Source organism: Chryseobacterium tructae (genome assembly GCF_030409875.1).
Taxonomy (GTDB): domain Bacteria; phylum Bacteroidota; class Bacteroidia; order Flavobacteriales; family Weeksellaceae; genus Chryseobacterium; species Chryseobacterium tructae.
In genome coordinates this window covers 2652554-2665227 of sequence record NZ_JAUFQR010000001.1, presented here as the reverse complement: position 1 = coordinate 2665227, position 12674 = coordinate 2652554, and the positions used below count along the sequence as shown (strand labels likewise).

The following is a 12674-nucleotide window of genomic DNA, read 5'->3' as shown; positions in this document are numbered from 1 at the left end:
TAAAAACTATTTATTTTAATTAAAAATTACCTTTTATTAAAATATTGTGATTTTTCTTAACATTTTGAAATTTAACCCTATCATGTAAATTACTCCACCAAATACGACCCATTCTATAATGGCACTTACTACGTAAATACTTCGGATTCCATACAACATCGGAACAATAAGCAGGGCAGGAATATATAATACCAGCTGTCTTAAAATACTGATCACAGTAGCTGGCCGCGCATTTTCCACAGAAGGAAACCAAACCATAGCCATAAAAATAAACGGTAAAGCAGGTAAAACGCTCATATAAATCCTGAAATCAGTAAGCTGACTGGCCTGAAAAGAGACATTCGGGATCATTACAGAGAGTACTTCTGCAGGGAAATACATCACAAAGAGCCAGAAAGGAAGTAGAATAACCAATCCTGTAAGAGAAAAAAGCCGATAGGCTTTGATACTTCGTTCATATTTCTCTGCTCCGAAATTCATCCCTGATACAGGTTGTAATGCTCTCATTAGTCCCCACAACGGAGTATTTAATAAAATATAAAACCGATTCACTGCGGTAAAAAAGGTAACATCTGCCTCTTTGCCATATTTAGCAATCACATTGAAGACCACAATATTTTGAACCACAATCATCACCATCATAATAAAACCGGGCATGCCCAATGAAATAGCTTCTTTAATAATAGCTTTATCATACTTTAATGACCAAAAATGGGTTTTAAAAGAAGATTTTCCGGAGGCATAATACCAAATGCCCAATACCATATAAATTATCATGGAAACATTCGTTGCCCAGGCAGCTCCACTTACTCCACCACCAAAGAATCAATAAACAATGGCTTTAATGCCACATCTACAATCAGTCCTACTGCAATCATCCAGGCAGCAGTCTTCATACGGCCTTCAGCGCGAATCAGCATATTAAGTGCCAGCCCGTGAATCCAGAAAAAGCTTCCCAGAATCGTTGATCTAAAGTATTCCACTCCCAATGTAAGGATTTCACCTCGTCCCCCCATCATATAAACCAGTTCTTTAGCGAAAATATAACAGGGGATTGTGATAACCAGAGAAAATAGTAATGTGAGAAAATTTACAGTTCCCATTGCCCTGTTGAGCTTATCTTTATCTCCTGCACCAATCCAAATACTCACGGCAGATCCTACACCAGTTCCTATCAGAGTTCCAAATCCCTGTGCAAACTGTGCCAAAGGATAAGCCACTCCTACAGCAGCCAAAGCGGTATTGCTAATCAGATGACCCACAAAAATTCCATCCAGAAAATTATTCAATCCATACAGCACCATAGCAATTACTGCAGGCCAAGACATCTGCCACATTACGTTTCGCATATTCCCGTTTAAAATAAGCTGTCTTTGTTTTTCCATTGTATATCGTAAACTATTGAATAAAGGAGTAATAAAGGGAACCGGAGAAAGAAGAAAGGAATTATAAGAATCTTAGTGATTCACGACACCCGCATTATTCATTACCCACAAAAATAAATTCCCAACTGCTTTCTACCGGCTTCCCACGAACACTCACTTTAGCATTAATAATGTTTTAATTAAATTGTAGACAAACTTACTAGCTCCAACTGTAAATCAAGATCCTTGAAAAGGAATAAATAGTCCGTATAACGGAATAATTTTAGTCAACGAAATGTCTTTCATTGTGACGCTACTCATAAAATAAGAGATATAAATTTCTTTAATTTGAATAAAAAGAGGTATGAAACCAAAAGAGATTAGGGGAGTTCCGAAGCAAAACTCAGGCGGATTCCATGATACTGAAAGTGGAAAACCATTGACCAAAGTGATGATTCCAGTGAAGTTTGAAGAATTAAAGGAGAGATTTTTCTCAATCAATACTTGGAACAGCTATTGTGGAGAGGCATTTGCAGATTTAAGCTCTATGATGTTTCAGGAAATCCCGTGCATCGGGAACCTCAGAAAGGAGATTATATCCGCATCAATATTCCTGGTCCGGGAGAAACAGAAGCTAAAGGCTATGACTGGGTTGAAGTGACAGATATTTGTTATTATGAGGATGCTATTTCAGAAAGCATCACAATGACCTGTAGACCCTCCATAAGTCCTGTAGATAAGAGCCATCATATTGCTCATTTTTACAGTTCAAAAGCAACTTCAACCTTTATGATTAAAAAAAATCCCTCTCATTTAACAGCTGCTGTATATGGAAGAAATGAATCTCCAAATTATAACGCCAGCTTTATTGATATCCTCAGAAACATAGCTATAGCAGTAGGAGGTATGATAGGCATTGCCAAAATCCAATGGAAGAAGCTGGCAGACGGACTTCTTGATTTTGAGTAAATCTACAATACGCTTTTTGATCTAGATCATAGTTTTGCCTGTAAAGGCTCTTTAATTTCGCTGCTTATTATTAAGCTATGGCAGAACTTGAAAAAATAATCTGGATATCCATCATTTTAATGATCCTCATTTCGGTAAAAGACAAAATAAAACTTGAACTTCCTATTGTATTGGTATTGGCAGGGCTTATATTGAGCCTTACTAAGGTCGTTCCATCTATTGATATGAGCCCGGAAATGATTTTCTATGCTGTACTTCCTCCTATATTGTTTGATGCAGCCTGGAATACATCCATCCCTGATTTCAAAAGAGAATTTCCTACAATTTCACTGATGGCTGTAGGTTTGGTGTTTCTTACCACTACCATTATTGCCGTAACTGTTCACAGTATTATTCCCGGTTTCACCTGGCCGTTATCTTTTGTACTGGGAGCTGTTATCTCGCCACCCGACGCTGTTGCAGCTACAAGCATTACAAAGAACCTTCCGCTACCTCCAAAATTAACGACCATCCTTGAAGGAGAAAGTCTTCTAAATGATGCATCAGCGCTGATTGCTTACAAATGTGCCATTATCGCTGTTACCAGTGGAGTATTTTCTTTCTGGAATGCAGGACTCCAGTTTGTTGGGATCAGTATTGGTGGAATATTCATTGGACTGGTGATAGGTTTTATATTCTTAAAATTACACAGGTATTTTAACGGAGACAGCAGTGCAGAAACCTTTGCTGTTATCCTTCTTCCTTTCGCTGCATACAGTTTTGCAGAGCATTTGGGGTGTTCCGGTGTTTTGGCAGTCGTAGTATTGGGAATGTTTCTTTCCTGGAATTCATTTTCTTTATTCAGTGCGGGCAGCAGGATACAGATGAGTCATTTCTGGGATGTTATTATTTTTATTCTGAACGGATTGGTATTTTTAATCCTGGGAATGCAACTGCCGATAATTATTTCAAATATACCTAAAGACGAGCTGCTTATCCTTGTTTTCTATGGCTTTCTTCTTTTTATTATTCTGGTCATCGTAAGACTGGCTGTACTTGCTTTATTTCCTGCTTTTTTCCAGCAGGCTCCTAAAAAAGGAAGTTGCTTTATGACCCAATCCAAAAAGGAGTATATTATATTATCATGGTCTGGGATGCGTGGAGTAGTATCCCTGGCGGCAGCTTTGGCTTTACCGATTCGGGACAGTCTGGGAATTGTTATAGAACAAAGAAATACTCTGTTATTTATTTCATTTGTGGTAATCATTTTTACATTGGTTATTCAGGGACTTACACTTCCCAGGCTTATTCGTATGATAAAACCTTCTGCTCCCGTCAAACAGGAAGAAAAAGAACTGAACATACTTCTGCTGAGACAATCAAATATTTTTTTAAAAAATTTGAACCGCAATAACAGTATGGTTGGGGCCGCCATAAAAATCATGTCTGAAAAACTGGAAAAAGAAGAAGACCAGCTGCTTCATGCTGCCCAAACATTTTCAAATTCTGGCAATACCGAATGGAAAAAAAAATATTTCCATTTAGAACTTGAACTTGCAGATTATCAAAGAAAAGAACTGATGAAAAATTATCATAAAGGTAACTTTTCTCTTGAAACCGTCCGCAAAAAAGAATGGGAACTGGATTTCTGGACAGCAACCGTGCATCAGGAACTCAAAACGTTACAACATTATTCCGAATCAAAAGAGTAACTTTTTTTCATTTTTTGATCTAAATCAAAGTTTCGTGTTGACTGTTCAGTGACATTTGTACCCGAATATTTTAAACAAAATTTATGAGTATAACATTAGAAAAAGGACAGACTATTAATTTCTACCAGGCGACTGCTCCCATTATCATTTCGGTATTCGGAGTTTACCTTACGATAGGAATTGCACTGGGTGTACTTCCCGGATTTGTCCAGAACACATTAGGTTTTGACAGCATTATTGTAGGACTTGTTATTGGTCTCCAATCATTGTCAACACTTTTAACCCGTGCATATTCCGGAAAAATCACAGATACCAGAGGTGCCAAGAAAAGTAAAATGTCTGGTGTGGTATTAGCTGTTATTGCCGGGGTTGTTTATGTACTTGCAGTACTATTTCAAGCTCATCCGCTGATGGCACTTATCTTTCTGTTAGCAGCAAGAATCATTCATGGTATTGGCGAAAGCTTTCTGGTTACCGGAGCATTAACGTGGGGAATAGGGCTGGTAGGACACTCTAATTCTGGAAAAGCGATGACCTGGAACGGTATTGCTATGTATGCAGGAATTGCAATCGGAGCTCCTGTCAGCATCTGGTTGAGTAAAGAATTTAATATGTTGCCTGCTTTTATCCTTATAGCCTTGCTTCCCCTTATAAGTTGGCTTTCTACTGCAAAACTTCCTTCTATTCCTGTAGATAAAGATCATGTGCGAACGCCTTTTTACAAGGTGATCGGTGCAATATCAGGCCAGGGGCTGAGCCTTGCTTTTTCATCAATGGCTTTTGGATGTATTGCTTCTTTTATTGCTTTATTTTTCTCACAAAAGAATTGGGGAGATGCTTCACTTGCTTTTATAATTTTTGGAATATGCTACGTTCTTACCCGAGTATTATTTGCTTCATTTCCTGATAAATACGGAGGTCTTAAGATTGCTTTCATCTCTTTGATTATCGAAGTGGCAGGACAACTACTGATATGGATGTCTGCTTCCAAAACATTAGCCATTATCGGATGTGGGTTGACCGGGGTTGGATTTTCATTGGTCTTTCCGGCTTTGGGAGTTCTTGCCATTCAAAAAGTAAAACCACAAATGAGAGGAACAGCATTGGGAGCGTACGTTGCTTTTGTTGATCTTTCATTAGGATTAGCAGGGCCAATTGCCGGACTGATTGCAGGCTGGTTTGATTATCAGACAGTGTATCTTTTCGGGGGTATCAGCTGTATTGTATCTATGATTATTCTACTAGGTAATAAAAAATAAAAATGGAAAATTCTATCATCACTCAGGCAGAAAAAACGAAAAAAATACGTTCTGCATTTATCATTAAAAGTAAACAGTATCTCACTCCACATCTTATCCGTGTGGTGTTTGAAATCAATGAAGATCAGATTGGTCTGTTAACCCATGTGCACTCTGGTTCTAATAATAAAATATTTATTCCTGTTGAAGAAGGAAATACTCCTTTAATCAGAACATATACTAACAGAAAAATTGATCTTGAAAACCGGGAATTAACTATAGATTTTGTTGCCCATGGTGATAACGGGCCTGCATCTGCATGGGCATTACAAGCGAATCCTGGTGATTCTTTGGAAATAGGGATGAAAGAAAGTACAAGACCTTTAGTTCCCGATGCCGATTTTTATCTGCTGGGGGGAGATGCAACAGCATTGCCTGTCATTTGTGCTGTTGCTGAGCAGTTTCCTTCTTACGTATCAGCAAAAATACTATTAGAGGTGGCAAGCAAAGAAGATGAACTTATTCTGTGTTCTGCAGCAGATATATCAGTAGAATGGCTTCACAATCCTCATCCGGAAGAAGGAAGCAAACTTGCAGAAGCTGTGAAATCTGTTCAGTTTCCACCCGGAGTTTTGAAAGAATATGTGTATATCGCCGCAGAATACACAACGGTGCATGAACTTCGTAATTATTTTAAAACAATCCTGCAATGGGATCCTCATGGTTTATATATATGCTCATACTGGAAAGCCGGACAGGCAGAAAATATCCGGACAGTTTAGATAAAAACAGCAAGCAAAACCTTTTTATCACTACTTTTGCTTACATGCAGGAACTTTTAGCTTCATATATTAAAAATAGAATATCAGTAACGGATGAAGAATTGAATACCATTCTTTCTTATTTCAAATGTGTTCAATTAAAAAAGAATGAGACACTCCTTACCAACGGACAGCACAGCCAACGGACATTTTTTGTCGTAAACGGTTGTCTTCGTATATTTTTTATTAATGAAGAGGGACAGGATTCCACAAGATATTTTGCATTTGAAAATCAGTTTGCAACAGCATTAACCAGTTTTATTACTTCTGAGCCCTCCGACGAATTTATTCAGGCCGTGGAGGATTCAGAGGTATATTACATTAGTCATGAAAGTTTTTACCATCTCCTGGATATTATTCCGCAATGGGAAAAATTTTACAGAATATATCTGGAAACAGCTTATGTGAGTAATACGAAGAGACTGATGTCTTTCCTTGTTCAGGATGCGCTTGAAAAGTACCGTCAGCTACTGAATGAAAATCCTGTTGTGGTAAGACGACTTTCTAATAAAATGGTGGCTTCTTATCTCAATATTTCACAGGAAACTTTAAGCAGACTCAAATCTAAACTTTAATGATTCTGGTTTTCCTAAAACTTAATATGACTATTCTAAAATTCTAAAAAAGGAAAATTTTAAAGGAAATTAAGATTCAATTAAATTAGGTTTAAAAGCATAAAAACCTTCAGGATAAAATGTAAATTTGCAGCCATAAAATCTATTGAGATGATTGAAAGAATAGCAACCTATTGGGATGACAGAAGTGAATCATGGCGCAAGGAAAAAGAGGAAGCCTGGTCTCGTCCTGAAACGGAAAAATGGTTAGATTTTTTTAAATCGGTTAGAAACCGTACAAAAGGGAATAAAGCGCTTGAAGTGGGTACTGCCACAGGATATTTTGCCCATATTATGACTTTAGCGGGCTTTGAAGTCATCGGTGTGGATCTTTCTCCACAAATGATTGAAGCTGCAAAACAAGTCAGCGAAACGCTGCAAATTCTGTAGAATATGATGTAATGGATGCTCACTCCCTGCAATTGGAAGACAATACCTTTGATCTGGTCTTTACACGTCTTATGACATGGACGGTTCCGGATTTAGAAACATGTTATCTGGAAATGGAACGCGTTCTGAAACCTGGAGGGATACTGCTGAACTTTGATGCCGATTTCGGAAAAACAGTTTTTAGTACAGATCGACATGACGAATGCCCATCCGGAGCCATTCAGGAAGTAAATGATATTAAATCCGAATTGGAAATCAGCAAACATGAACGTCCTGCAAAAGATATAGAAGTACTTCAGACTATAGGATTCAGCTCAGTAAATATAGATATGAATGCACAAAATCACATCTTAGGACTTCCCGAAGAAACAGAGGGACTTTTTATGTTGGAAGCTACCAAAAAATAAAAAGGTATACCTTCAGACATGTGATAAATACTTCAAAATAAAAGTCCTTAGTTTTTAATAATTAAGGACTTACTTATATCTTTCTAATACTATAAAATAGCTAGAGGCACCAAAAAACGACTGATCTTTTTAAAAAGGCTCAGACTTCACCCGTCAAAAACCTCTTTATTAAACAAAAATTAATGTTTCTCTTTTTCCTCAGGAAAAATTTAAGCCTTATATTTGCAGAGATGTTAAAATGGTTCTCCATAATATGTTCAATGATGTATGTACTGGCTACCACCAATGCGGGGGAAGTACTCAAGGTGCCTATGTTTGTAGAACATTTTATGGAATATGAAGGAAATTTTTCAGAGTTTGTCATGGAACACTATGACAACCATAAAAAAGATTCAGACTGGGATCTTGATCAGAAATTACCATTCATCAATCCACCTATTGTACTCACTGTACATGCCCAACTTCCTGATTATATTTTTGAAATCAAGAAACCTAAGGAAATTAAAATTCCTCAAAAAAACAGCATTTACCAGGAAAAAGACTTCTCAAATCTTTATCTTTCCAATATTTTCCAGCCTCCACGGCTTTCTTAATTGATTTAAAATTTAGAAATCAATACTTTAAAATTCACTTAAAGTATCAGACTCTTATTACCTATCAATCAACTTTGTAGTAGTATTATTCTACTTGTATTTTACGTTAATAGATACTTTTCAGGTTTTATTGTAAACTCAAATAAACATTCTATAAAGTATTAAAAAAGACTTTTGTAGGCTTTTGTGATTAACTATTACAATACAGGCAGTTTATAAAACACTACAGATCAAATTAATAATTTTTCATGTTAAACAAAATTATTGAGTTTTCTGTAAAGAATAAACTCATCATTGCTCTGTTCACCATTGGTTTGGTTCTTTTAGGAGTATATGAAACCACCAAACTTCCCATTGATGCACAACCTGATATTACCAATAACCAGGTACAGATCATTACCACAGCACCATCGTATGGGGCAGCAGATATTGAACGTCTTGTCACATTCCCCATCGAACAGGCCACCAGCAACATCAGCGGAATTACAGAACTTCGAAGCCTTTCCAGATTTGGATTATCATTAGTAACCGTAGTTTTCGATGATAAAACGGATGTATATTGGGCACGCCAGCAAGTTCAGGAACGTTTACAACTCGTTCAGGATAACATTCCTGCCGGAATTGGAAAACCGGAACTGGGGCCTATTTCAACCGGATTGGGAGAGATTTTTCAATACGTGGTAAGAGCCAAGAAAGGCTATGAAAATGTGTATGATGAAACTGAACTGAGAACCATTCAGGATTGGGTTGTGAGACGACAGTTACTGGGAACCAAAGGAGTAGCAGATGTCAGCAGTTTTGGAGGAAAGCTGAAACAATATGAAATTGCTATTAATCCTAATAAGCTTCAGGCCTTTAATATCAATATCAATGATGTTTTTGCAGCATTGGAAAAAAATAATCAAAATACCGGTGGGGCTTATATCGAAAAGAAAGAAACTGTTCTTTTTATCCGAAGTGAAGGACTTTTAGGAACAAAAGAAGACATAGGAAATACTCAGGTAGCCGAAACCAAAGAAGGAATTCCAGTTCATATCAAAGATGTAGCTTCCGTAAAGATAGGGTATGCGACAAGATATGGAGCCATGACTTATAATGACACAGGAGAAGTATCAGGTGCCATTGTATTAATGCTTAAAGGAGAAAATGCCAATGAGGTCATCGGTAATATTAAGCAAAGACTTGAGAAAATTCAGGAATCTTTACCTGAAGGAGTTGTCATTGAACCTTTCCTTGACCGCGCTAAAATGGTAAATAATACCATTAGTACTGTAAAGACAAACCTTATGGAAGGTGCTTTAATTGTGGTTTTCATTCTGGTTTTATTCCTTGGTAACTTCAGAGCCGGATTATTAGTAGCATCCGTAATTCCCTTAGCGATGTTATTTGCCATTATCATGATGAATATCTTTGGCGTTGGCGGAAACCTGATGAGTCTTGGAGCATTAGATTTTGGTCTTATCGTAGATGGAGCTGTAATCATTGTAGAAGCCGTTTTACATCAGTTGGCTCATAAAAAACACTTTGGTAAAGACAATATCTTGAGCAAAAAAGAAATGGATGATCAGGTTTCAAACTCTGCTACCAAAATGGTAAACAGTGCCGTTTTCGGACAAATTATTATCCTTATTGTATACCTTCCGATCTTTACACTGCAGGGAATTGAAGGAAAAATGTTCAAACCAATGGCACAAACAGTTGCTTTTGCATTGATTGGAGCATTTATTCTTTCCCTTACTTATATTCCGATGATGAGTTCACTGGTATTAAGCAGAAAGAAAAAAGAAAAAGACAATATTTCAGACAAGGTAATGGCCAAAGTGGAAACAGGGCATCAAAATCTTCTGATGAAAGCTTTAAAATACAGAAAAACAATCATTCTGGGCGTTCTTGTTCTTTTTGCAGGCGCTGTTTTTACACTGTCAAGAATGGGCGGAGAATTTATTCCCTCATTAGAAGAAGGAGATTTTGCTGTTGAAATGAGAATCCTTCAGGGAAGTAATATTAACGAAACCAAAAAGGTGACGACACAGGCCTCAGGCATCCTTTTAAAACAGTTCCCTGAAATACAAAAAATCGTCGTAAAGATAGGAAGTGCAGAGATTCCAACGGAACCTATGCCGATGGATGCAGGAGATATGATTATTGTTTTAAAACCCAAGAAAGAATGGACATCTGCAAAATCATTTCCGGAACTTTCTGAAAAGATGAGTAAAGCACTCACTGTTATTCCAGGATTAACCACCAGTTTCCAGTTTCCTGTACAGATGCGTTTCAATGAGCTAATGACAGGAGCCAGACAGGATATCGTCTGTAAGATCTACGGTGAAGATTTGGACAGCCTTACCACCTACGCCAAAAAATTGGGCAGTATCATCAATACAGTAAAAGGAGCACAGGATCTTTATATAGAACCCGTTGAAGGTGCTCCACAAGTCGTTATTGATTATAACCGTTCCGAATTATCAAGATATAATATTTCTGTTGCAGAGATCAACAAAGTGATCAATATGGCTTTTGCAGGACAAACAGCAGGAGCGTTATATGAAGGAGAAAAGAAATTTGATATTGTTGTCCGTATGGATAATGACTACAAGAAGGACATTACCAGCATTCAGAATCTATTAGTTCCTACCGCTTCCGGAGAACAGATTCCCTTATCACAGCTAGCAAAAGTAGAGCTTAAAGAAAGTCCGAACCAGATTCAGAGAGAAGATACCAAAAGAAGGATTATCGTAGGATTTAATGCAAGAGACAGAGATGTACAGAGCCTTGTGGAAGAGCTTCAGCAGAAAGTAGGTAAAAAACTAAAATTCTCACCAGGCTATACGATTGCTTATGGTGGAACTTTTGAAAACTTAAATGAGGCCAAAGCAAGATTAGGTATTGCAGTTCCTATCTCTTTAGTAATGATTTTCTTACTGCTATTCTTTGCTTTTGGTTCTGTAAAACACAGTTTATTGATCTATACAGCCATTCCATTATCAGCTATTGGAGGAATCTATTTCCTTGCCTTGAGAGGAATGCCTTTCAGTATCAGTGCCGGAGTAGGGTTTATTGCCTTATTTGGAGTTGCGGTACTTAATGGAATTGTTTTGATATCAGAATTTAACAGATTGAAAAAGAACGGAATAACAAACACCAGCAGAATTGTGCTGATAGGAACAAAAATAAGACTTCGTCCGGTTCTCATGACTGCTTTTGTGGCTTCATTAGGATTCCTTCCTATGGCAATAAGCGACGGAGCAGGAGCCGAGGTACAAAGACCATTGGCAACTGTAGTAATTGGTGGGTTAATGCTTGCCACCCTTTTAACCTTATTTGTCCTTCCTATTCTTTACGTCTTATTTGAACATATTAATAAAGATAAAATGAAATTCTCAAAAAAAATAAACTATAAAAAACTGTCTGTCTTCTTGTTACTGATTTCTTTCGGAAGCATTCAGGCACAGGAAAATATTACTTTTGAACAAGCACTCGAAAAAGCATACCAGCAAAACGGAATCCTTAAAAATTCAAAATTAATCTCAGATTATCAGGAAAAATTAAAAGCCAGTTATCTTGATCTTCCCCAACTGGAGGTTACCGGAGCATTTGGGCAGATTCAGGGGGAAGAGACCGATAATTCATTTGGGATTTCTCAAAGATTCAGTTTTCCAACCGTATATTCAAAAAGAAAGCAGATGCTGGATGCGGAATGGACATCAAGTGTTATTAATCAAAATCTTACCAAAACACAGCTTACCAAAGAAGTTACAGATGTTTTTTACAGAATCCTAGTGCTTCAGGAGAAGAAAAAGGTATTGGAATACATTAGCCAGATGTACACTAATTTTGCAAATAAAGCTGGTTTAAGACTAAAGAAAGGGGAAGCTAACATTTTAGAAGAGTCCACTGCTGAAATTCAAAAAGAACAAGTGAAAGTACAGCTAAACTCTCTTGAAAATGACCTTAATATTGCAAAATTACAGCTACAGTTACTCCTGCAATCTGATATCCCTTATCAGCCCATTGCTGATCAACCAACAATGAATGTAAAACTTCAGATTTCAGAGGAAATGGTAAACAACATCCCGAACTTCAGTACCTGCAACAACAGATCAAAGTGGGAGAAGCTGAAGTACAGCTTGAGAAAAGCAGACTGTTACCTGAACTTCTGATAGGATATACCAATCAAAGTATGAAGAATATTAACAATAATCGTTTTAATTCGGTTCAGGTTGGAGTAGGAATCCCGTTGTTCACCAAAGGACAAAGAGCATTAGCCAAAGCAGCACAGGCAAAAATTGCGATCTCTGAAAATCAATATCAAAGGAAAGAAATTGAACTTAAAAACAGATTAGGGCAGCAGCTGAACAATTACGTGAATCAACAGAGAATCATTGAAAATTATGAACAGAAACAGCTTCCAAAATCTGAAACGATCTTAAAAACAGCCCAAAAACAAATGGATGTAGGAGAAATAGATTACCTGAACTGGGTAATTCTAGTCAACCAAGCCGTAAAAACCAAGGCAGACTATATTGACAGCCTGGAAAGATTAAATCAAATTGGAGCAGAACTTAATTTCTTAATTTCAAAATAACA

General features: G+C 37.2%; 6 protein-coding genes and 3 pseudogenes. 8 read left to right on the top strand and 1 reads right to left on the bottom strand.

Features of this window, described 5'->3' with window-relative positions; all coding sequences use genetic code 11:
- Nucleotides 1-36: 36 nt before the first annotated feature.
- A pseudogene (locus tag QWZ06_RS13185) lies at nt 37-1385 on the bottom strand (MATE family efflux transporter).
- 483 nt (nt 1386-1868) lie between these two features.
- Here QWZ06_RS13185 and QWZ06_RS13180 point away from each other — a divergent pair.
- The 8 genes and pseudogenes from QWZ06_RS13180 to QWZ06_RS13140 all read left to right on the top strand — a co-directional run bounded on the left by QWZ06_RS13180 (nt 1869) and on the right by QWZ06_RS13140 (nt 12672).
- The gene (locus QWZ06_RS13180) at nt 1869-2333 is read left to right on the top strand and encodes a hypothetical protein (protein ID WP_290298624.1); all 465 of its coding nucleotides are present in this window, start codon (nt 1869-1871) and stop codon (nt 2331-2333) included.
- Nucleotides 2334-2410: 77 nt separating this feature from the next.
- Nucleotides 2411-4024: a Na+/H+ antiporter gene (locus QWZ06_RS13175; RefSeq protein WP_290298622.1), complete on the top strand. Its 1614-nt coding sequence runs from the start codon at nt 2411-2413 to the stop codon at nt 4022-4024.
- 83 nt (nt 4025-4107) lie between these two features.
- Nucleotides 4108-5283 carry an MFS transporter gene (locus tag QWZ06_RS13170; RefSeq protein WP_290298620.1) on the top strand — a complete coding sequence of 392 codons (1176 nt, stop codon included), beginning with the start codon at nt 4108-4110 and terminating at the stop codon, nt 5281-5283.
- A 2-nt stretch (nt 5284-5285) separates the two neighbouring features.
- On the top strand, nt 5286-6044 hold the full coding sequence (locus QWZ06_RS13165; protein WP_290298619.1) for a siderophore-interacting protein: 759 nt from the start codon (nt 5286-5288) through the stop codon (nt 6042-6044).
- A 44-nt stretch (nt 6045-6088) separates the two neighbouring features.
- The gene (locus tag QWZ06_RS13160; protein WP_290301359.1) at nt 6089-6658 is read left to right on the top strand and encodes a Crp/Fnr family transcriptional regulator; all 570 of its coding nucleotides are present in this window, start codon (nt 6089-6091) and stop codon (nt 6656-6658) included.
- Nucleotides 6659-6808: 150 nt separating this feature from the next.
- Nucleotides 6809-7494 (top strand): annotated as a pseudogene (locus QWZ06_RS27870) (class I SAM-dependent methyltransferase).
- A gap of 260 nt (nt 7495-7754) precedes the next feature.
- Entirely contained in the window at nt 7755-8087 is a 333-nt protein-coding gene (locus QWZ06_RS13145; RefSeq protein WP_290298615.1) for a hypothetical protein, read from the top strand.
- Nucleotides 8088-8335: 248 nt separating this feature from the next.
- A pseudogene (locus QWZ06_RS13140) lies at nt 8336-12672 on the top strand (CusA/CzcA family heavy metal efflux RND transporter).
- Nucleotides 12673-12674 lie beyond the last annotated feature (2 nt).

Excerpts from the sequence above, each read along its gene's own strand:
- QWZ06_RS13175 (WP_290298622.1), top strand. The coding sequence starts at position 2,411 with ATGGCAGAACTTGAAAAAATAATCTGGATATCCATCATTTTAATGATC.
- QWZ06_RS13170 (WP_290298620.1), top strand. The coding sequence starts at position 4,108 with ATGAGTATAACATTAGAAAAAGGACAGACTATTAATTTCTACCAGGCG.
- QWZ06_RS13165 (WP_290298619.1), top strand. The coding sequence starts at position 5,286 with ATGGAAAATTCTATCATCACTCAGGCAGAAAAAACGAAAAAAATACGT.
- QWZ06_RS13160 (WP_290301359.1), top strand. The coding sequence starts at position 6,089 with ATGCAGGAACTTTTAGCTTCATATATTAAAAATAGAATATCAGTAACG.
- QWZ06_RS13145 (WP_290298615.1), top strand. The coding sequence starts at position 7,755 with ATGATGTATGTACTGGCTACCACCAATGCGGGGGAAGTACTCAAGGTG.